The organism is Bartonella sp. AA1HLJMS, assembly GCF_042197445.1.
Lineage (GTDB): Bacteria > Pseudomonadota > Alphaproteobacteria > Rhizobiales > Rhizobiaceae > Bartonella.
Genome location: NZ_JBHIRW010000005.1, coordinates 67,869 through 89,095, shown reverse-complemented (window position 1 = coordinate 89,095; position 21,227 = coordinate 67,869). Strand labels below are relative to the sequence as shown.

Here is a 21,227-nt window from a genome sequence, read left to right as displayed (position 1 = left end):
TCACCTCTTTAACTGATTACCACTACTCGAACACCAACCATTTGCTTGATCTTATAGGGTGTCTCTTACCTCATTACAATACAACTGATAAACCCTTCCACTTCATATTACAAAAAATTATTTCCGCTCATAAACAACAAAACGTGTCGGATGACTATCTTTATCCCCTTTTGGAATATCTTGTGTTTGCACAATAGTCCACTTTTCTTTATCAAAAACAGGAAAAAAACTATCACCTTCTATAGAAGCTAAAACTTCTGTAAGAAATATTTTATCAGCCATATGCAACCCTTGTTGAAAAATTGCACCACCACCAATAATAAAAATTTCCTCTACATCATTTTGAGAAGCAACGCTTGTTGCAAGAGAACAAGCTTGCGATAAAGAGTGAGCAACAACAGCCCCCTCAGCACAAAAGGTACAATCACGCGTAATGACGATATTTGTACGCCCTGGTAAAGGTCTCCTAATAGAATCCCAAGTTTTTCTTCCCATAATAATGGGCTTACGCAACGTCAAAGCTTTAAAGCGTTGCAAATCCGTCGATAAATGCCACGGCATGGCACCTTCACGACCGATAACACCATTTTCTGCAACAGCAGCAATTAAACAAATGGAAATCGTCATATTGCTACCGGCGCTTTAATATGGGGTTGTGCTTCATAATTAAGCAACTCAAAATCCTCAAATTGAAAAGAAAAAAGATCTGTTACCGCTGGATTTATGCGCATACATGGCAAAGCATTTGGTATACGAGACAATTGATATTTTGCCTGTTCAAAATGATTAGAATAAAGATGAGCATCTCCCAGAGTATGAATAAAATCGCCTACTTTAAGACCGCTTACTTGCGCAATCATCATCGTTAGCAATGCGTAGGATGCAATATTGAATGGAACACCTAAGAAAATATCCGCCGAACGCTGATAAAGTTGACAAGATAATTTCCCCTCCGCAATGTAAAATTGAAAAAGACAATGACACGGAGGCAACGCCATTTCCTCTATTAATGCAGGATTCCAAGCTGATACAATCAAGCGACGAGAATCTGGCGTTTCCTTAATCATCGTTAAAAGATTGTTAATTTGATCAATATGGCGTCCATCAGGAGCGGGCCAAGAACGCCACTGATAACCATAAACAGGACCAAGATTTCCCTTTTCATCAGCCCACTCGTCCCAAATTGACACACCATGCTCTTTCAACCAAGCGATATTTGTATCGCCTTTAAGAAACCACAAAAGTTCATAAATAATTGAACGTAAGTGTAGTTTCTTTGTTGTCAACAACGGAAATCCTGCTTGTAAATCAAAGCGCATCTGATACCCAAAGATAGATCGCGTTCCAACACCCGTTCGATCTGTCCGATCAATACCCTGATTTAAAACATGAGATAAAAGAGCAAGATATGATTTCATGAGGGTATTATGTCCGATTCTTCTTATTATAGAAAATAAAAACTGTAAAATCCGTACAAACATAATTCAAATCTTTTTCCAAAAACATCTTACACAAGAAATTATCATGATCTGACTAAATTTTTGATGCAAAAGATAAAATACTATAGACAGCTTCTAAAAAAATGACATAAATGAACAAAGATGGATGAACATCAAATAAAGGGATCGACTATGGAAAAACAAGAAGCTTTAAAACCACATGATACAAGAAAACGTATCTGGGCTATCGTGTCCAGTGCATCAGGTAATCTAGTAGAATGGTATGACTTTTATGTTTATTCCTTTACATCTATTTATTTTGCATCACAATTCTTTCCCTCAGATGGCAATGACGTTACGCAACTTTTAAAAGCGGCGGGTGTTTTTGCTATTGGTTTTCTTATGCGCCCAATCGGCGGATGGCTTTTTGGCTTCATTGCCGATCGTTACGGACGCAAACGCTCAATGCTTATCTCTGTTTTTATGATGTGTGGTGGTTCGTTCTTAATCGCCCTACTTCCTACCTATGAAACCATTGGAATGGCAGCAGGAATTCTTTTACTTTTACTCAGAATGCTTCAGGGGCTTTCTGTCGGTGGTGAATATGGTACAACAGCAACTTATATGAGCGAAGTCGCCCTCAAAAATCGCCGCGGATTTTTTAGCTCTTTCCAATATACCACACTGATTGGAGGTCAACTTCTAGCCAGTCTCGTTATATTCATTTTAGCGCTTTATCTCACCGAAGATCAGCTAAAAGCGTGGGGCTGGCGTATTCCATTTGCCATTGGTGGATGCGGCGCAATTGTTGCGATTTATCTACGCCGCACACTCCATGAGACAACGACCAAAGAAAGTCGTTCTAGTGCACAAGCTGGTAGTATTAGGGGACTTCTGAGCAACCACCGAAAAGCTTTCTTTCTGGTTATTGGCTTTACAGCTGGAGGATCGCTCACATTCTACACCTATACGACTTACATGCAGAAATATCTGATCACAACCACTGGCTTTGATAAACATACAGCCACAACAATCATGACAGCTGCACTCTTTGTTTTCATGTTACTCCAACCCCTCTTTGGTGCTCTTGCAGATAAAATTGGAACAAGAACTTCACTCCTTATTTGGAGTGTCTTATCTATTATCTTTACCATTCCTGGACTTAATATGATTGGTAGTACTGATAGTACATGGATTGCTTTATCAGTCATTACTGGAATGCTCTGCATTATGAGCTTTTATACATCTATCTCTGGCATTGTAAAATCAGAAATGTTTCCCGCTTCAGTACGAGCAATAGGAGTTGGGCTCTCTTATGCTATTGCCAACGCACTGTTTGGCGGTTCTGCTGAATATGTCGCGCTTGGATTAAAAGATCTTGGATATGAATCTGTCTTCTATTTTTATATAACCGGCATGATGATTATTGCATTCATTGCTGTTCTCTTAATGCCAGATGCTCGCAAAAAAGGGTATTTACAAGGAGACGATATTCATTAACCTTTAATGTTAACAAACAAGGATTTTAATAAAAAAGCCCAGAGTACTGGGCTTTTTTATATCCTTTCCGATAGAAGTTTAAAGCTCACAATTTTTTATCCCTTCAAACACTCTAAAGAAGCAATGTTCCCTCCTGCACACGCCGCTTATAAAAATAAATGGCTTCATATTATTATGTAATAAATACTTCTTTAGCTGAATTTAATTCACTGAAGATAAAAAACGTTTGATTTATTTTAATATTCCCATGCCCACTCAAAATCGAAGAAAAGTGATTATCTTTCAAGAAATTTTATCAATAATAAAGATTACACTCATGATTTTGTTTAATACGTTCTTAATAGTACCCCCTCATGCAAAACAAATCCTTTCATGAAAAATAGAAAATACCATTTTATTATGAATTCGCACACTTTTTTGAGAAACATTTCTCAATGCACCCAACTCCATTTCACAACGGCACCCGTGAATGACATAACGTAAAAGCCCCGTAAAGTATAAACATGGGCATCACTCTCTTTACACTTAATAAAAGTGCAAGCCGCTATCATTATACTATTGAGGAATTCTTAATATTGTACTCCCCCTTAACACTTAAGATCATTCCTAAAAAGTATTTTAACTGATACACCAACCTCGCATGAAATAGTCAATAACATCATTTTACGAAACAACATCAAGCATATAAACTAAAGAGTATCATATCTTCATAAACACTCTGCATATGCAAATAATTCACAATCAAACAAAAAATAATATTTCCTTAAGGATAGTAAAAAGCGTATGATTTACGCAATGTAACAACACCATGAGCCCAAAACACCACTGATAGCTCTAGAAAAAATCTTTATGTTTCCCTAAAAAATTATCATGATACAATGGCGTTTTTATAATGCACATCGTAAATAGCTTTAAAAAGAAGAAAAGTTATAAATCTAAAAGGGGAATACTTCATGAATAATCAAACAACTTTAGATCCACATGATACAAGGAAACGTATTTTTGCTATCATATCCAGCGCATCAGGAAATCTGGTAGAATGGTACGACTTTTATGCTTACTCCTTTGCATCGGTTTATTTTGCATCACAATTTTTTCCTGAAGATGAAGATATTGTTACACAACTGTTAAAAACGGCAGGAATCTTTTTTATTGGCTTTCTTATGCGTCCAATTGGAGCATGGCTCTTTGGATACATTGCGGATCGTTATGGACGTAAACGCTCAATGCTTATTTCTGTTTTTATGATGTGTGGTGGCTCTTTTCTCATTGCCATACTTCCCACTTATAAAACCTTGGGAATAACAGCAGCATTTCTTCTCCTTTTAGTCCGTATGTTTCAAGGGCTTTCCGTTGGCGGTGAATATGGTACAGCAGCAACGTATATGAGTGAAGTTGCGCCCAAAAATCGTCGTGGTCTCTTTGCTTCTTTTCAATATGCAACAACGATCTCAGGTCAACTTCTGGCAAGTTTTATAATATTTATTTTAGCCATTTACCTTAACGAGGATCAGTTAAAAGCATGGGGATGGCGTATTCCCTTTGTCATTGGTGGCTTTGGAGCAATCGTTGCAATTTATCTGCGTAGCTTGCTTCATGAAACAACAACCCTCAAAAGCCGCTCTGAACAACACGCTGGTAGTCTTAAAGAACTTTTTCGTAATCATAAAAAAGCTTTCTTTTTGGTTGTTGGCTTTACAGCTGGTGGATCTCTCACATTTTATACATACACCACTTATATGCAAAAATATCTGATCACAACCACTGGTTTTGATAAACAAACCGCAACAACGATAATGACTGCCGCCCTCTTTGTTTTTGTGCTACTCCAACCCCTTTTTGGTTCCCTAGCCGATAAAATTGGAGCAAGAGCTTCACTCATTAGTTGGGGGGCATTATCCATTATCTGCACCATTCCTGTACTTAAAATGATCGGTAATGCCCATAATCCATGGACAGCACTCTTAATCATTATTGGAATACTCTGTGTTATGAGTTTTTATACGTCCATTGCTGGTATCATAAAAGCAGAATTGTTCCCTGCTTCAATCCGAGCAATTGGTGTTGGATTTGCTTTTGCCATTGGCAACGCACTCTTTGGCGGTTCTGCTGAATATGTAGCGCTTGGATTAAAAAATATGGGATACGAATCTGTTTTCTTTTTTTACATCGTTGGTATGATGGTCATTGCACTCATCTCTATTCTTCTTATGCCCGATATAGATAAAGGAGGATATCTCGATAAAGACGATAGACTTCATTAAACTTATTTTCTGGATAAAAAAAGCCCAAGAAATTGGGCTTTTTTTGATCTCCTCTCCACCCTAGTAAAGAACGAAAAGCCCGCCCCGCATTCGTCTTACAAACAACTCAGTTTCTTTTAAATTGTCTATAGTTACTGCCCTCTTTATGTAATTTACTTGATAAGATTCTATGGGCAGCCCTACCCTAAATATTTATCACGATATCTAAAAAACACCTCATACGGAAAACCTTATCTGAGGCTTACCTCACCCTCCTAAATGATGATGTGTTATGATACAATAAGATAATTAAGGACACAAAATCCCCTTTTACATTACTTAAGCTTTTTGAAATATTTTCAGTTTTGGGGCTTTCTGCTCATAAAGACCATCTCTTCTATAATCTTCCGGTATGCCAATAATTGCATTCTTCTCATAAAGTTTAAAGGTATCTTGATCTACTTTTCAATGTCCTCTCCCTTTAAATGCAACGTGATAACTTTTTATTCTATAACACAAGTAAAAATCTTAAAACGAATGACAACATAACTCTAATAAATCATCTTAAAGAGTTTCCCTAAGAAATTGTTATAATACCATTGAATTTTTCTGGAAATCATAAACAATTATGTTTAGAAAATATGAACTATAAATCCAAAAGGGGAACAATTCATGAAAAATGAAACAACTTCAGCATCACAGGATGCAAGAAAACGTGTTTTTGCTATTATAGCAAGCGCATCAGGAAATCTCGTAGAATGGTATGATTTTTACGTTTACTCATTTGCATCAATTTATTTTGCATCACAATTCTTTCCCTCCGATGGTGATACGATTACGCCACTGTTAAAAACCGCAGGTGTGTTTTTTATTGGCTTTCTTATGCGCCCTATTGGAGCTTGGTTTTTAGGGTTTGTCGCCGATCGTTATGGACGTAAACGCTCGATGCTTATATCCATTTTTATGATGTGTGGTGGCTCTTTTTTCATCGCCATACTTCCCACCTATGAAACCTTAGGAGTAACATCAGCAATCCTTTTACTTTTAGCTCGGATGATGCAAGGACTTTCAGCGGGTGGTGAATATGGTACAGCAGCCACTTATATGAGCGAAGTTGCTCTCAAAAAACATCGTGGGCTTTTTGCTTCTTTCCAATCAGCCACCCTTATTACAGGTCAACTTCTTGCCAGCTTCATTATATTTATTCTAGCATCTTATCTCTCTGAAGATCAGTTAAAAGCATGGGGATGGCGCATTCCTTTTGTGATTGGTGGTTTCGGGGCAGTGATTGCGATTTATCTGCGTCGTTCTCTCCACGAAACAACCACGAAAGAAAGCCGCTCTCACAAACACTCTGGCAGTCTTAAGGAACTTCTCACCAAGCATACAAAAGCCGTTGTCGTAATTGCATGCTTTGCATCAGGAGGATCACTCACATTTTACACCTTTACGACTTATATGCAAAAATATCTGATCACAACCACCGGCTTTGATAAACATACCGCAACAACGATTATGACAGCTGTACTATTTATTTTCATCCTATTCCAACCCATAGCTGGTATCATAGCCGATAAAATTGGAACAAAAACTTTACTTATCATTTGGAGTGTACTCTCTGTCATCTTTACATTTCCTGGACTCTGGATAATCGGTAATACGCATAGTATATGGGTTGCCTTTTCCGTCATTATTGGCTTGCTCTTCATTATGAGCATGTATACATCCATCTCTGGTGTCGTCAAATCAGCAATGTTTCCCTCTTCAATACGCGCATTAGGCGTTAGCATCTCTCATGCCATTGGCAACGCCTTATTTGGTGGTTCTGCTGAATACGTTGCGCTTGGATTAAAAAAGTACGGTCATGAATCTCTCTTTTATTTTTATATAACCGTCGTGATGATCATGGCATTCATTGCTCTTCTCTTTGTCCCGAGTATGCGTAAAGGAGGCTACCTCCAAGAGGATGAAAAACATTAACCCTTTTTATCAACGAAAAAGCCCAAGAAATTGGGCTTTTTTTTATCATTATCACAAATTTAATATTGTTTAAATTTTATGAAGTGCATTAAGGTGCTTAGCAACTAGATAATAAAAAGTCACACGACTTTTTCTACGCTCTCCAGACATCATCTCAGCCACTTTTGAAACAGCCATTTTAGCACTCTTCTCATCGGCTTCTAAAACATCTTGAACCCATTTTTCAACACGTTCTAACTCTTTTAGATCCGATGTAGCAACAAGCGCTGCATCCTGCTTTTTCATCACTAAAGCTAAACGACGGCTAAGTCGTTCTACTGCTGCTTCATCGGGATTTGAATCATATAGTTTAATATCTGCTAGATTATTTGTCATTTTGCATCATCTCCTCTCCAAAAATGAGCGGACTATACTTTACAGCCGCATCATATAGCTCCATAAATAATTAGAGGATTAAAAATATTAACAACCCCCCTTTTCCTAAGACTGTTCTTCATCTATATTTAGAGGGCTGGTTCACCAGCTATGGTAATAAATGGACGGTGAAATAAACCTATTGGACCCGGGGGCGGTACCCGGCGCCTCCACCAAAATATAAGAAACCAAAATTATATTTTGGTGGGGGCGAAATAGGATCGACAAGGGTGTAAAGATCGCTCTTTTACTCGGCATTGTACCACCGTTATCGGGCTAAATGAGTAGTTGCAAATGACAACTATGCGGAAGCACGTCTCGCCGCTTAAGGTGGTGTGAATGTTTCAATTTAAGTCTTAAACCGTCGCAGGTTTAAGCGGGGTTCGGAGGCACCTGGCAACAGAAGCCTTCACTTTTTTAAATGTTGTTGATTGATCTTTCAGACATTATCAGACATTATTTACCATAGAGTTTCGTATTTATTCGATTTATTGAGGTGCATCGTAGAAAAAATCTGCTAATTTAAAATATATTCTGTCACACAATATCAATACGCCCCATTCTGCTACGTGAAATAAAAGGAATAAACTTCGATGGTTAAAGATCAAATCCGTTACGATATTCTCGTTCAGGATGCGCTTCGTGGAGTTATCCGTAAAGTTTTATCGGAAGTTGCCAAAGCAGGTCTTCCGGGAAATCATCATTTTTTTATAACTTTTTTGACAAATGCCCCAGGCGTTAAAATTTCTCCTCGGCTAAAAAATCGCTATCCCGAGCAAATGACAATCGTCTTACAACATCAATTTAGAGATCTCAGTGTTTCAGAAACAGCTTTCGAAGTAACCCTCTCTTTCAGGGAAATAACCGAAAAGCTCGTGATTCCTTTTACTTCCATTCAGGTCTTTTATGATCCTGTAGCAGCATTTGAAGCAGCATTTGATCTGCCCTCAAATCTGACCTCTGGAGAAAGTGAAAATTCAGAAAATACCTCAACTACGCCTATTACCTTATCAAACAAACAAAAAAAAGAAAATACGCTTACAAAAGAACAAAATCTCAGTACAAATAAAGAACCTTCAAATAACGATGCAAAACAAAATCAAAGTGCTGATGTTGTCTCTTTAGATTCCTTTCGGAAAAAATAATTTTTCTCATGACTGAATTGATTAATCTTCGCCAATTTCGAAAACAAAAAAAACGTACAGAAAAATCTCTTTGTGCTGAGCAAAATCGTTATCGTTTTGGACGAACAAAAACTGAAAAAAATTTTGAGCAGCAAAAATCTTTAAAAATGCAAAAATTTCTTGATCAAAATCGTTTGCGAAACGACGAATAAAGGTGGAAAAATGCACGAAAATAATTCTATCGATTGGTCAAAAGTCATTCCACGAAAGATATCTGTTCGCGTTGATGGACACGCAACAAGCGTCTCTTTAGAACCACCATTTTTAGATATTCTAAAAGATATAGCCCGCAAAAAAGGACAATCTTTAGCCTTTATTATTACCGATATTGATAGCAAAAGACCACAACAAGTAAATCTTTCGGCTTCGTTACGCGTTTATGCCCTTCAAAGCGTTCTCACCCAAAGCCTTTAATGGTTGTGCTTATTTTTTACGTTCTCTTTCTGTCTGTTCAACTGAAACTGTTGTGACTTTTTAAGAGAAGTTTTTTTAATCTAGAACTTCAATAAAAAAAAGACTACAAAAGAGATATAATGAGTAATTTTTCTGATCATACCATACCTTTCTTTGAAGAAGATTCCCCTCCAGACCATGATAAGAAGAGCTCTGGTTTTTTCTCCCATACTCTAAAAGAACAAAAATCATATAACACAGACTATTTAGAACAACTCAATCCAGAACAGCAACAAGCTGTTATGAATACTGAAGGACCTCTTTTAGTTCTTGCAGGTGCTGGTACAGGAAAAACACGCGTTTTAACAACCCGTATTTCTCACATTTTACGCTCTGGACTCGCCTCACCTCAACAAATACTTGCTGTCACTTTCACCAACAAAGCAGCCCGTGAAATGAAAACACGTATTGGTGAACTTATTGGAGAAGTTGTTGAAGGTATGCCTTGGCTTGGAACCTTTCATTCCACTGGAGCTAAAATTTTACGCCGTCACGCAGAGCTTGTTGATTTAAAAAGAAACTTTACAATTCTCGATAGCGATGATGTTCTTCGACTTTTAAAACAACTTATTCAAGCTGAAGGATTAGACGATAAGCGTTGGCCCGCACGAAACCTTGCCATGATGATTGATTCTTGGAAAAATCAAGGACTTTCACCAACACATATCTCAAAAAGTGATGCTCATTCCTTTGGTAACGGCATGGGACGTGAACTTTATCACAGTTATCAAAATCGATTAAAAGATCTTAATGCTTGTGATTTTGGTGACCTTCTACTTCATTCTATCTCTATCTTCCAACATAATCCAGATATTCTTCGCGAATATCATTCTCAATTTCGTTATATTCTTGTCGATGAATATCAAGATACAAATACAGCACAATATCTTTGGCTTCGGCTTTTGGCCCAACATCCTCAAGGTCAACATGTTAATCTTTGTTGTGTTGGCGATGATGATCAATCCATTTATGGATGGCGTGGTGCAAAAGTCGAAAACATATTACGTTTTGAAAAAGATTTTCCTTCTGCTAAAATTATTCGTCTAGAACGCAATTATCGCTCAACATCTCATATTCTTAAAACCGCCTCCCATCTCATTGCTCATAATGAAGAAAGACTGGGAAAAGTCCTTTTTTCTGCTCACGTAAAGAGTGAGGAAGAAAAGGTAAAAATTCATTCAGCATGGGATTCGGCAGAAGAAGCACGAGCAATTGGAGAAGAAATCGAACGCGCACAACAAACCGGTCATGCATTAAATCATATGGCTATATTGGTACGCGCATCATTTCAAATGCGTGAATTTGAAGATCGCTTTGTAACGCTTGGCCTTAATTATCGCGTTATTGGTGGTCCTCGTTTTTATGAGCGGATGGAAATACGTGATGCCATGGCTTATTTACGCGTTGTTGTCCAACCCACTGATGATTTAGCTTTTGAGCGTGTTATTAATACACCGAAACGCGGCATAGGAGATGCAACCCTGCGCATTCTTTATGAGAGTGCACGTGCACGTGCTGTTCCTCTCTTTTCTGCTGCCGCTGACATCATTGAAACAGATGAATTAAAGCCTAAGGCACGCAGTGCGTTACGAAGCCTCATTGAAAACTTCCGCCGCTGGCAAAATATGCTTCAAGACACTCCTCATAGAGAACTTGCCGAGATCGTCCTTGATGATTCTGGTTATACAACCATGTGGTTAGAAGATCGCTCACCAGAGGCTCCTACAAGACTAGAAAATCTTAAAGAAATGATTCGTTCCATGGAACAATTTGAAAATCTTCAAAGTTTTTTGGAACATGTTGCACTCGTTATGGAAACGGAAAATAATGAAAATATGGATGCAGTCAACATCATGACACTTCATTCAGCCAAAGGGCTTGAATTTGAAACAATTTTTCTTCCAGGTTGGGAAGAAGGACTCTTTCCCCACCAGCGCTCATTAGATGAAGGTGGACGTTCAGGATTAGAAGAAGAACGGCGCCTTGCTTACGTAGGTCTAACAAGAGCAAAAAAACATTTGCATATATGGTTTGTATCGAATCGAAGAATTCATGGACTTTGGCAACCTGCTCTTCCCTCCCGTTTTCTAGATGAATTACCAGCAGAACATATAGAAGTTGTAGAAATGGAAACATCCTATGGTGGTTATGGAAAATCTTCCTTTCAACATCACGATTCCTTTTATACTGACTATGCAACAGCAAGACAAAAGCGTGCACAAAAAAACAAGAATATTGAAGGGAAAGTTATCTCTCAATCAATCTCTCATGCACCATCAGATTTTTCTGTCAATGATCGGATTTTTCACATAAAATTTGGCTATGGTCATATTACAGCAATAGACGATCATAAATTGACAATAATGTTCGAAAAAGCCGGAGAAAAGCGTGTACTAGACAATTTTGTAAACAAAGCTTAATTACAAGTAAACCACGATCAGTTTTTTCAAGAAACCACTTTGTTTTATTCTGACTATCATTTCCATTTGCGAACAAAGGCTTCAATGGGCAAATTTTGCATATCAGGCAATGCGTTGTGAATTTTATCAAGCGGCCAATCCCACCACGCCATATCTAAAAGGCATTCTATCACATGATTGGGAAAACGCATCCGCAATCGCTTAGCAGGCACCCCAACGACAATCGTATAAGGCATAACATCTTTCGTTATAACAGCGTTCGCGCCAATGATAGCGCCATGACCAATTGTCACTCCAGGCATAATAACCGCACCATGTCCAATCCACACATCATGCCCAATAATAACACGTTTTGCACAACGCCTTTCACGAAAACCACTATCTAATGCCATATAACGAAAATATTCGTTTGGACGATAGGTTATTTTATGCGTTGAAACGCGCTCCATAGGATGCTCCAACGCATTCATCCGTACATGAGATGCAATAGAACAAAAACGCCCAATATCGCTATAAATAGCCTCACTATTACGCTCTAAATAAGAAAAATCTCCAACGGTTACATCCCGTAAAATCACCCGCTCATTAATTTCCACATAGCGCCCTAATTTACAACCATGCAGCCGCGCTGTCGTATGGATACGAGGTTCACTTTCATGAAATCGAAGATCTTTCTCAATATTCATACATCTTTCACCAATGTTTTATCAATAGATATGGAAAGACATACCAATCAAGACAATAAAATCAACCATGAAACAAACATTGCAAAACAAACCTGCCGATGTTACAATTTCTCGATCTATCTAAGAGAGTCAAACTATGAAAAATGTAATACGCATCTTGGGGCTGACAATCATATTTCTTGCAGGTGTTTTTATTTATGATACGCTGACAAATAAGCCTTTAGGTGATAACTTTACTCTCACTGATTCTAATGGAAAAAATATTACTGAGGCTGATGTTCGAAGCAAGCCTTCAATAATTTTTTTCGGCTTCACTATGTGTCCTGAAAGCTGCCCTACCACACTGATGAATCTTGATCGATGGCTTACAGCCCTTGGGCCTGAAGCTGATAAATTAGGTATATGGTTTGTGACTGTTGATCCTGAACGTGACACACCAAAAGTACTCCATGATTATCTCAGTAATTTTAACAATAAAATTGTTGGCATTAGTGGAGATCCTGATAAGGTTCATAAAATGGTCAATTCTTTCAACATCGTTGCTGAAAAAGTTCCTGAAACAGATGGAAACTATACATATAACCATACAGCAGCAATTTTTTTACTTAAAAAAGGTGGAAAATTAGCTGGCGTTATCCGTTATGACACGAAAGAAAGCGATAGCGAATTAAAAGATGAAATCGCCATTGAACGGTTAAAAAAACTCGTCTTAAACTAAAAAAACCGATCAAAAGAAAGAACAGCATGTCGCAACAAATTCGCCTCTATTATACTGCTTCTAAAAATGAAGCAGAACGGTTCTATACCCTTATAGAAACAGCCTTTGACGAAGAAGGTTATCCTCTTGCTCTTACAGAGATAGATGAACAAAATGCTGTATATGAGCTTTCTCTATATGTCGATCAAGACAATCAAGAGAACGCATTAAAACATTTTGCAAGCGTTCTCTCTATAGATTTTGATAAAATTAATATGGAAGTTTTACCCAACATTGATTGGGTACAAAAAAGCCTAGAAGGACTAAAACCTGTGCAAGCTGGTCCTTTTTTCCTTCATGGAAGTCACAACCGAAACGCCATTCCAGCAAATGTTCTCCCTATTGAAATTGAAGCTAATCAAGCTTTTGGCACCGGACATCATGGAACAACAGCCGGTTGTTTAGAAATGATTGCCAAAGTCATGAAACACGAAAATCCAAAAAATGCCCTTGATCTTGGTACTGGGAGCGGTGTACTAGCCATTGGCATAGCAATGCTCAAACCAATTACTGTGCTTGCATCCGATATTGACCCAATTGCTGTTCAAGTTGCACAACACAATATCGAATTCAATGGTGTCAAGGAATATATTACAGCTATTACAGCAACAGATTTTGCCCATGATGCAATTGCATCACGAACCCCTTTTGATCTCATCGTTGCCAATATCCTTGCTAATCCGCTTATTGAACTTGCGCAAGAAGTGGTAAAGGCACTTCAAAAAGGGGGATCACTTATACTCTCTGGAATTCTTGAAGAACAACATGCCCATGTTTTGGAGACTTATATAAAACAAGGAATGAAGCATATCGAAACATACCACCGGCAAGGATGGGTTACGATACATCTGAAATAAAATAAAAGAAAAGGACGTCGTTATGTATCAATCTTTTGAGGCGACAACAAATCCTGCTTATGCAGCAGAACGCATTTCTTGCCTTCGTAAAGAACTCGATCACCTTGGACTCGATGGTTTTCTTGTTCCGCGGTGTGATGAGCATCAAGGAGAGTACGTCCCTCCTCATGCTCAACGCCTTAGCTGGTTAACCGGCTTTACTGGATCAGCTGGGATTGCACTGATTTTAAAAAACAAAGCCATCATATTTACAGATGGGCGATATAAGCTCCAAGTTTGCCAACAAACTGATCCTGATATTTTTAATTATGAAGATCTCATAACTTGTCCTCCCTCACAATGGCTTGAAAAAAATGGTCAAAAACTTTCTATTGGCTTTGATCCATGGCTCCACACGATTGCTGCCACTAATGCATTGAGAAATGCATTAGAAATGAAAGCAGGTGGAAAACTTGTAGAAGTTCAACATAATCCCATTGATTTGCTCTGGCATAATCAACCAAAATTACCACAATCTGCCTTATCAATTCACCCTCTCAAATATGCTGGGTGCGATACAGATGAAAAACTCGCTTTGATTTACAAAGATATACAGCAAACTCATGCAAATGCTTTTATTTTTACAGACCCCTCTTCCATTGCATGGACATTCAATATACGGGGCAATGATGTTTCCAACACGCCTTTTTCCCTTTGTTTTGCTCTCATTCCACTTAACGAAACACCAGCTTTATTCATTGACAGCAAAAAACTTGGTGTAGAACAGAAACAATATCTAGAACGTTATGCAAAATTATATGAACCAGAACAGCTTATTCCCAAGATCAAAGAGTATGTTCAAAAAGGGACAGTGTTTGCCTTAGATCCACAGCTAACATGCGAAAAATTACGAACTGTTATTGAAGAAAAAAATAGCTTTTTTATCACACTTACCGATCCTGCTGCTCTACCACGTGCCATTAAAAATGACACAGAACTCAATGGCGCACGCAAAGCGCATCTACGCGATGGTGTTGCCCTAACCCGTTTTTTTTCTTGGTTAGATAAACAAATACCAGGGTCAATAAGTGAAATTTCTGCTGCTCAAAAATTAGAAGAATTTCGCATAAATACAGCAAAAGAAATGGGAGAAAAACTTAAAGATCTTTCTTTTGATACAATTTCAGCAGCAGGAGAAAATGGTGCCATTATTCATTATCGTGTAACAACGCAAACAAATAAACAACTCAAAGCCGGTGAACTTTACCTCGTTGATTCAGGTGGACAATATCGTGATGGCACGACTGATGTCACACGCACCGTAGCAATTGGGAATATTGGAGAAGAAGAAAAACGCTGTTTTACGCTTGTCCTCAAAGGCATGATTGCTCTTTCAACTATCAGATTTCCAAAAGGCACACGAGGGCAAGACCTTGATGCTCTTGCACGCATTGCATTGTGGAAAGCTGGTTTTGATTATGCCCATGGCACCGGTCATGGTGTTGGATCTTATCTTTCTGTCCATGAAGGACCGCAAAATATTTCTCGCAAAGGGTGCCAAGAACTCATCTCCGGTATGATTCTTTCAAACGAGCCAGGCTATTACCGCGAAGGCGCTTTTGGTATCCGTCTTGAAAATTTGATGATTGTGAAACCAGCACAAAAAATTGATGGCGGAGATATAGAAATGCTCTCATTCGAAACACTCACACATTGCCCCATTGATCGACGGTTAATCCTTCCAGAGCTTTTGACACAAGAAGAACGACAATGGCTCAATGATTACCATGCGCGCGTTTATCAGATGAATGCACCTTACTTAAATGAAGAAGATAAAAAATGGGCAAAAGAAGCAACAATGCCCCTTTAAATGAAGCAACCTATAACTTTTACTCTTTCTACAAAACACAGGATTTTCTCTTTTTAAGGGAAAAATATTTATCTGCGTCAGGAAATATGAAAAATATTTCTACAAGATACTTCAAGTTTTTTGCTGGTATGGTAAACGCTAACCTAGGTGAAGCAAGATGAGATACACCTATACGTGGTAATACTTATCTTGGCGATCTCCATCTAGACATTATTATATCCCTATTTCCTTTATATGGAAACTTTCGTTATATTTTGTAATTTTCCGCGTTATATTTCTATTACGTCATTATAATTGGTTTATTACGGCATTTTGGATTAAATTATACATATTTATTTACAATTTTTACCTTGCTTCACAATGATAGTTTATAAATTTTACTAATAATAACCTTGTATATTCTTCATCATAATAGTTTAAGTTTAATATTTAAGCTCAACGTTAATTATTTTAAATAACGTAATAAATATTAAAATATATGGCGCTCTGTTTTTGCAAAAAACAGCCACTATTATCCCTCTTTTTGATTTCATCCCCCAAAAAATGTAAGAGAGATAATCATACAAACAGCATACGATCTTCTAGAAAACATCCTCTAAACATTATGTTTCTCAATCAGCTGTAGCCAAGCCTCTTCATCGATAACCTCAACACCTAATTCCTCAGCTTTAGCCAATTTGGAGCCCGCTCCAGGTCCTGCAACAAGAAGATCTGTTTTTTTAGAAAGTGAACCAGATGTTTTAGCCCCCAATCGCTCTGCCAATGCTTTTGCTTCATCACGTGACATATGCGCCAAAGTTCCTGTAAAAACAATGATCTTCTCCGCTATTGGTGAAGAATCTGCTATGATAGGCTCCTCATCAAGAGGAGTTACTTCTTCAAGCAAAACAGATAAAATCTCACGGTTATGCTCTTCTTGATAAAAATCAACAATTGCGCTCCCTACCTGTGGTCCAATTCCTTCGATATTGGTAAGCTCTATCCAAGCCTCATTTCCTTCTTCATTTTCCTTATCACATGGCATAAATGCTTCCATAGCCGCAGTCTCAAAAGCTGTATAATTTTTATAAGCACGTGCAAGGCGGCGTGCATTCACTTCGCCAACATGACGAATCCCCAATGCAAACAAAAAACGGCTCAAAGGAATTTCTCGGCGCGCATTAATGGCATCATACAATTTCCGCACTGAAACAGTACCAAAACCTTCCATATTTTCCAAACGTATCAAAGACTTTTCTTGGCGCCGTTGTAAAGTAAAAATATCGGCTGGTGTATGAATACAAAGCGCCTCATCTTGAACATGGAAAAAAAACTCTACCTGTTTTTTACCCAAGCCTTCAATATCAAAAGCATTGCGTGAAACAAAATGACGAATACGTTCAATTGCTTGTGCAGGACAAATAAGCCCCCCTGTACAGCGACGCACGGCTTCTCCCACTTCACGAACAGCATGACTCCCACAAGCTGGACACAAATGAGGAAAAATAAAAACAGCAGCATCTTTCGGGCGTTTTTCAATGATAACATCAATAACTTGAGGGATCACATCACCAGCACGTTGTACAATCACGCTATCACCTACACGGATATCACGTCCTTCACGAATGGGCTCTCCTTTATGACCAATTCCCTTAATATAATCCTCATTATGCAAACTAGCATTGGTCACCACCACTCCACCAACAGTAATAGGCGTAAGACGTGCAACAGGTGTCAAAGCTCCCGTGCGACCAACTTGAATGTCAATATCTTCCAAAAGCGCTATCGCTTTTTCTGCTGGAAATTTATGGGCGATAGCCCAACGCGGCGAACGAGAAACAAACCCCAAACGCTTTTGGAGCATCAAATCATTAACCTTATAAACAATACCATCAATATCATAGCTTAAAGAATGACGGCATTCTTCGATATCGTGATAATACGAAATAATTTCTTTTACTGTCTTAAAGACTTTTGTTAATGGATTGATAAAAAAGCCATATTCTTTTAGCTTTTTCATCATCTCCATTTGACTTTCTGCCAATATTTCACTCACCTCACCACAAGCATAAGCAAAAAATTGAAGTTTTCTGCTAGCGGTTATCCGTGAATCAAGCTGACGGAGTGAACCAGCCGCCGCATTTCGAGGATTGGCAAAGGTTAACTTGCCCTTCTCTTGTTGGCTGATATTCAGCGCTTGGAAATCTTCCCGCCCCATATAAACTTCACCACGCACCTCAATGATATCAGGAAAATCACCTTGCAAAACTTGTGGGATATCAGCAATTGTTCGGGCATTTGCCGTCACATTTTCACCGACAGTTCCATCCCCACGCGTTGCCGCACGCACAAGCCGCCCCTTTTCGTAGCGTAAAGACAAAGATAAACCATCAATTTTTGGCTCCGCTGTTATTTCCAACACTTGTGTTTCTGGAAGCCGTAAAAAACGACGAATACGCTCAACAAATTCAGTAACATCTTCAGAGCTAAACGCATTATCAAGTGAAAGCATAGGCTGTGCATGAACAGATTTTTCAAATTTTTCAGAAATTGGTGCTCCAATTTTATGTGAAGGAGAATCAATACGTATAAGCTCTGGAAAAAGAGCTTCAATTTCTGCATTACGACGACGTAAAGCATCATATTCTGCATCAGAAATTTCAGGCTGATCATCACGATTATAAAGCACATCATGACGTGCAATCTCTTTTGCCAACCACTCTAATTCACGTTCTGCTTCAACAGCTGTGAGATTTTTATATGCATCTTTGTTCATAAAATCTATTCCACATTACAAGCGCTGCCACAAGGGCCTCCCACGCCTCCTCATCAAGTGAATCTCAATAAATATAAGCTTTCTAGTATTTTTATCGCTGACTAATTACCTTTATGCTAGAAGCTTTTGAGCCGCTGCACGCGCTTCTTCAGTAATCTGTTCTCCAGCCAACATACGGGCAATTTCTTCTGCACGCTCATGTTCTTTCATTTTATGAATCGCAGTAACAAAGCGTCCTTTATCATGACTCTCAATTTTTGAAATAAGAAAATGACCATGCGCTTTCGATGCAACCTGTGGAGCATGCGTAATAGCAAAAACTTGGACATGTTCTGATAAGCGTTGCAACCGATGCCCAATAGCCGCTGCAACAGCCCCCCCAACGCCTGTATCAATTTCATCAAAAATCAGCGTCGGTGCTGATCCTCGATCAGATAAAACAACTTTTAATGCCAGCAAAAAACGAGATAATTCACCGCCAGAAGCCACACTAAGCATCGGCCCAGCACGTGTTCCAGGATTTGTTCGCACCCAATATTCAATACGATCACATCCCTCTGCACTCCGCTTTTCCATATCACTTTGCATTTCAACAATAAATTCAGCCCTCTCTAATTTCAATGCCGGCAACTCAGCCATAACACTTTCAGATAAATGCTTTGCTGTCTCCCGACGCTTTATTGTTAAGGCTTGCGCCAATGTATCATAATTTTTCTTTGCCTGCTCTGCCTCATCTTCAAAACATGTCAATATAGTCTGAGCCTCTTCAAAATCAGCGAGTTCTGCGTCCATTTTATCGCGTAACTGAATCAATTCATCCGCAGAAACTTGATATTTACGAGCAAAACCCCGAAGAGAAAAAAGACGCTCTTCTATCCGTTCCAATTCATCAGGTTCAAAATCTAATGCTCGTATTGCCGTCTCAATACCTTCTTGTGCTGTTGCAAGTGCATGCAATGCCTCATCAATAGATTTCACCACTGGTGCAATAAGTTCTTGCGCCTCAGGAATTTTCCGCTCCAAACGCCTCACCAAATTAGAAAGCACTGGGATTGGTGATTTTTGACCCGTTAAAAGATCATCCGCTTCTTTAATATCTGTCGCTATTTTTTCTAATTTAAGCATATCAGCACGACGAAGAGAAAGAGCTTCCTCTTCACCAACTTTAAAATCAAGCTTTTCAAGCTCTTCTACACACGCACGAAGATAATCAACCTCCCGTACAGCACTCTCTACTTTAAGACGCTGCCGTTGCAAACGCTCCTCAAATTCACGCCATGTGTGATAACACTGACGCAAATTTTCCACTTCATTTTCAAGACCACCAAAGGCATCTAATAATTGGCGATGTGTAGCAACATCAACAAGCGCACGATCATCATGTTGTCCATGGATTTCAACCAGCAAACGGCCAACACTCCGCATCAATGCAACACTAGACGCCTGATCATTGATAAAAACACGGCTACGTCCATCACTTGATTGCACACGTCGTAAAATAATATCACCCTCATCATCAAGACCATTCTCACGAATAAGTTGACGTGCAGGATGTGAAACAGACACATCAAAAACAGCTGTGACCTGCCCGCGGTCAGCCCCATGACGCACAAGCGAAGCATCACCCCGCCCCCCTAGAGCAAGTGATAAAGCATCAAGGAGAATAGACTTCCCCGCACCCGTTTCTCCAGTTAAAACCGTCAACCCCGCTGTAAAATGAATATCGAGCGTTTCGATCAAAACAATATTATGAATCGAAAGCTGCACCAACATAGAGAATCAACGTACCCTCTTCTTGTCACCACCTAAAGCATTTGAGATCCAAGAAGATTTATGCTCACGTGGTGATATTTTATTCTTCTGCAAGAGATTATAAGAAAATTTATACCACTCACTTTTGGGATAATTACGTCCTAAAATAGCTGCTGCCGTCTGTGCTTCCGACGTTAAGCCGAGAGCAAGATTAACCTCAGTCAAGCGGAAAAGTGCTTCTTCAATTTGATTTGTATCAGAATACTCTTCAACCACGGTACGAAACCGTCTACTTGCCGCAAGATAGCGCCGCCCCTCTTCATAATAACGGCCAATCTGCATTTCTTTACCAGCCAGTTGTTCGCGACCAAAACGGATTTTATCCTTAGCATCCTTGACATACTCAGAATTAGGATAACGCTCTATAAGAAGCTGCATAGCAGCAATAGCACGTTTCGTGTCACGTTGATCACGCGTAACATCAGGAATCCGACGGAAAGAAGAAAGACCAATAATATAGTATGCATAAGCCGAATCAGTCGACCCTGGATAAAGAGTAATATAGCGTTGAGCCATACTAATTGAATCATCATACTTTCCGAGTCGATAATTAGTAAAAGCACCCATGACCAAAGATTTACGTCCCCAGTCTGTATAAGCGTACTGTTTTTCAATCTTCAAAAACTTCTTCGATGCATCCCCAAGCCGCCCACTTTCAAGGCTAGCAAGCGCCTGATTATATAAAACATCTGGTGGCTCTATTTTCAAAACATAAGCAGATGGATCAAGGGTATTTTTCTCTTTAAAGAGGCATCCCGCTAACATACAGGTGCTTCCCAAAAGCACCACCCCCAATATCTTGCGTACAATGTTAGATTTTCTATATGTCATATTTCCAATGCACACATGAGATTTTTTCATAGTTTTTCCGGCCTCCA

At 38.9% G+C, this 21,227-nt stretch carries 17 protein-coding genes and 1 other RNA gene; 11 read left to right on the top strand and 7 right to left on the bottom strand.

Features of this window, described 5'->3' with window-relative positions:
* Window positions 1–117: 117 nt before the first annotated feature.
* Both ACFIQE_RS03045 and ACFIQE_RS03040 read right to left on the bottom strand, forming a co-directional pair.
* Entirely contained in the window at window positions 118–627 is a 510-nt protein-coding gene (locus ACFIQE_RS03045; protein WP_375629938.1) for a dihydrofolate reductase, read from the bottom strand.
* The gene (locus ACFIQE_RS03040) at window positions 624–1,418 is read right to left on the bottom strand and encodes a thymidylate synthase (RefSeq protein ID WP_273722957.1); all 795 of its coding nucleotides are present in this window, start codon (window positions 1,416–1,418) and stop codon (window positions 624–626) included. The genes ACFIQE_RS03045 and ACFIQE_RS03040 overlap by 4 nt, the downstream gene beginning before the upstream one ends.
* Window positions 1,419–1,631: 213 nt before the next feature.
* Here ACFIQE_RS03040 and ACFIQE_RS03035 point away from each other — a divergent pair, with 213 nt between their 5' ends.
* The 3 genes from ACFIQE_RS03035 to ACFIQE_RS03025 all read left to right on the top strand — a co-directional run bounded on the left by ACFIQE_RS03035 (window position 1,632) and on the right by ACFIQE_RS03025 (window position 7,162).
* Complete coding sequence (locus tag ACFIQE_RS03035) at window positions 1,632–2,939, top strand: MFS family transporter (protein WP_375621350.1); 1,308 nt, start codon at window positions 1,632–1,634, stop codon at window positions 2,937–2,939.
* Window positions 2,940–3,892: 953 nt separating this feature from the next.
* Window positions 3,893–5,203, top strand: coding sequence for an MFS family transporter (locus ACFIQE_RS03030; protein WP_375612015.1), 1,311 nt, complete (start codon window positions 3,893–3,895; stop codon window positions 5,201–5,203).
* A gap of 651 nt (window positions 5,204–5,854) precedes the next feature.
* Entirely contained in the window at window positions 5,855–7,162 is a 1,308-nt protein-coding gene (locus ACFIQE_RS03025; protein ID WP_375632342.1) for an MFS transporter, read from the top strand.
* Between the two features lie 69 nt (window positions 7,163–7,231).
* On the opposite strand, the gene ACFIQE_RS03020 is transcribed toward ACFIQE_RS03025, so the two are convergent.
* The gene (locus tag ACFIQE_RS03020; protein WP_375652758.1) at window positions 7,232–7,537 is read right to left on the bottom strand and encodes a DUF2853 family protein; all 306 of its coding nucleotides are present in this window, start codon (window positions 7,535–7,537) and stop codon (window positions 7,232–7,234) included.
* A gap of 96 nt (window positions 7,538–7,633) precedes the next feature.
* On the opposite strand from ACFIQE_RS03020, the gene ssrA reads away from it, so the two are divergent.
* The 5 genes from ssrA to ACFIQE_RS02995 all read left to right on the top strand — a co-directional run bounded on the left by ssrA (window position 7,634) and on the right by ACFIQE_RS02995 (window position 11,633).
* Window positions 7,634–7,990: a transfer-messenger RNA gene (gene ssrA / locus ACFIQE_RS03015) on the top strand.
* Window positions 7,991–8,169: 179 nt separating this feature from the next.
* A complete protein-coding gene (locus ACFIQE_RS03010; RefSeq protein WP_375612012.1) occupies window positions 8,170–8,721 on the top strand; it encodes an SspB family protein in 552 nt (183 codons plus the stop codon).
* Between the two features lie 8 nt (window positions 8,722–8,729).
* Window positions 8,730–8,912 carry a DUF4169 family protein gene (locus ACFIQE_RS03005; protein ID WP_375612011.1) on the top strand — a complete coding sequence of 61 codons (183 nt, stop codon included), beginning with the start codon at window positions 8,730–8,732 and terminating at the stop codon, window positions 8,910–8,912.
* Between the two features lie 10 nt (window positions 8,913–8,922).
* Window positions 8,923–9,174 carry a ribbon-helix-helix domain-containing protein gene (locus ACFIQE_RS03000; protein ID WP_375612010.1) on the top strand — a complete coding sequence of 84 codons (252 nt, stop codon included), beginning with the start codon at window positions 8,923–8,925 and terminating at the stop codon, window positions 9,172–9,174.
* A 119-nt stretch (window positions 9,175–9,293) separates the two neighbouring features.
* The gene (locus ACFIQE_RS02995; RefSeq protein WP_375707253.1) at window positions 9,294–11,633 is read left to right on the top strand and encodes an ATP-dependent helicase; all 2,340 of its coding nucleotides are present in this window, start codon (window positions 9,294–9,296) and stop codon (window positions 11,631–11,633) included.
* A 56-nt stretch (window positions 11,634–11,689) separates the two neighbouring features.
* Here ACFIQE_RS02995 and ACFIQE_RS02990 read toward each other — a convergent pair whose 3' ends face one another.
* Window positions 11,690–12,319 (bottom strand): DapH/DapD/GlmU-related protein, encoded by a 630-nt coding sequence (locus tag ACFIQE_RS02990; RefSeq protein ID WP_375707252.1) that lies wholly within the window; start codon window positions 12,317–12,319, stop codon window positions 11,690–11,692.
* Window positions 12,320–12,455: 136 nt separating this feature from the next.
* Here ACFIQE_RS02990 and ACFIQE_RS02985 point away from each other — a divergent pair, with 136 nt between their 5' ends.
* The 3 genes from ACFIQE_RS02985 to ACFIQE_RS02975 are packed head-to-tail and all read left to right on the top strand — an operon-like array spanning window position 12,456 to window position 15,782.
* Window positions 12,456–13,037, top strand: coding sequence for an SCO family protein (locus ACFIQE_RS02985; RefSeq protein WP_375621357.1), 582 nt, complete (start codon window positions 12,456–12,458; stop codon window positions 13,035–13,037).
* A gap of 26 nt (window positions 13,038–13,063) precedes the next feature.
* The gene (locus ACFIQE_RS02980; protein WP_375621358.1) at window positions 13,064–13,933 is read left to right on the top strand and encodes a 50S ribosomal protein L11 methyltransferase; all 870 of its coding nucleotides are present in this window, start codon (window positions 13,064–13,066) and stop codon (window positions 13,931–13,933) included.
* A 22-nt stretch (window positions 13,934–13,955) separates the two neighbouring features.
* A complete protein-coding gene (locus tag ACFIQE_RS02975; RefSeq protein WP_375707251.1) occupies window positions 13,956–15,782 on the top strand; it encodes an aminopeptidase P family protein in 1,827 nt (608 codons plus the stop codon).
* 595 nt (window positions 15,783–16,377) lie between these two features.
* Here ACFIQE_RS02975 and ligA read toward each other — a convergent pair.
* The 3 genes from ligA to ACFIQE_RS02960 form a co-directional block, all read right to left on the bottom strand.
* Window positions 16,378–18,537: an NAD-dependent DNA ligase LigA gene (ligA, locus tag ACFIQE_RS02970; RefSeq protein WP_375621360.1), complete on the bottom strand. Its 2,160-nt coding sequence runs from the start codon at window positions 18,535–18,537 to the stop codon at window positions 16,378–16,380.
* Window positions 18,538–18,648: 111 nt separating this feature from the next.
* Entirely contained in the window at window positions 18,649–20,310 is a 1,662-nt protein-coding gene (recN, locus tag ACFIQE_RS02965) for a DNA repair protein RecN (protein WP_375621361.1), read from the bottom strand.
* A 6-nt stretch (window positions 20,311–20,316) separates the two neighbouring features.
* On the bottom strand, window positions 20,317–21,210 hold the full coding sequence (locus tag ACFIQE_RS02960; RefSeq protein ID WP_375621362.1) for an outer membrane protein assembly factor BamD: 894 nt from the start codon (window positions 21,208–21,210) through the stop codon (window positions 20,317–20,319).
* Window positions 21,211–21,227: the final 17 nt, after the last annotated feature.

Excerpts from the sequence above, each read along its gene's own strand:
- ACFIQE_RS03045 (WP_375629938.1), bottom strand. The coding sequence starts at position 627 with ATGACGATTTCCATTTGTTTAATTGCTGCTGTTGCAGAAAATGGTGTT.
- ACFIQE_RS03040 (WP_273722957.1), bottom strand. The coding sequence starts at position 1,418 with ATGAAATCATATCTTGCTCTTTTATCTCATGTTTTAAATCAGGGTATT.
- ACFIQE_RS03035 (WP_375621350.1), top strand. The coding sequence starts at position 1,632 with ATGGAAAAACAAGAAGCTTTAAAACCACATGATACAAGAAAACGTATC.
- ACFIQE_RS03030 (WP_375612015.1), top strand. The coding sequence starts at position 3,893 with ATGAATAATCAAACAACTTTAGATCCACATGATACAAGGAAACGTATT.
- ACFIQE_RS03025 (WP_375632342.1), top strand. The coding sequence starts at position 5,855 with ATGAAAAATGAAACAACTTCAGCATCACAGGATGCAAGAAAACGTGTT.
- ACFIQE_RS03020 (WP_375652758.1), bottom strand. The coding sequence starts at position 7,537 with ATGACAAATAATCTAGCAGATATTAAACTATATGATTCAAATCCCGAT.
- ACFIQE_RS03010 (WP_375612012.1), top strand. The coding sequence starts at position 8,170 with ATGGTTAAAGATCAAATCCGTTACGATATTCTCGTTCAGGATGCGCTT.
- ACFIQE_RS03005 (WP_375612011.1), top strand. The coding sequence starts at position 8,730 with ATGACTGAATTGATTAATCTTCGCCAATTTCGAAAACAAAAAAAACGT.
- ACFIQE_RS03000 (WP_375612010.1), top strand. The coding sequence starts at position 8,923 with ATGCACGAAAATAATTCTATCGATTGGTCAAAAGTCATTCCACGAAAG.
- ACFIQE_RS02995 (WP_375707253.1), top strand. The coding sequence starts at position 9,294 with ATGAGTAATTTTTCTGATCATACCATACCTTTCTTTGAAGAAGATTCC.
- ACFIQE_RS02990 (WP_375707252.1), bottom strand. The coding sequence starts at position 12,319 with ATGAATATTGAGAAAGATCTTCGATTTCATGAAAGTGAACCTCGTATC.
- ACFIQE_RS02985 (WP_375621357.1), top strand. The coding sequence starts at position 12,456 with ATGAAAAATGTAATACGCATCTTGGGGCTGACAATCATATTTCTTGCA.
- ACFIQE_RS02980 (WP_375621358.1), top strand. The coding sequence starts at position 13,064 with ATGTCGCAACAAATTCGCCTCTATTATACTGCTTCTAAAAATGAAGCA.
- ACFIQE_RS02975 (WP_375707251.1), top strand. The coding sequence starts at position 13,956 with ATGTATCAATCTTTTGAGGCGACAACAAATCCTGCTTATGCAGCAGAA.
- ligA (WP_375621360.1), bottom strand. The coding sequence starts at position 18,537 with ATGAACAAAGATGCATATAAAAATCTCACAGCTGTTGAAGCAGAACGT.
- recN (WP_375621361.1), bottom strand. The coding sequence starts at position 20,310 with ATGTTGGTGCAGCTTTCGATTCATAATATTGTTTTGATCGAAACGCTC.
- ACFIQE_RS02960 (WP_375621362.1), bottom strand. The coding sequence starts at position 21,210 with ATGAAAAAATCTCATGTGTGCATTGGAAATATGACATATAGAAAATCT.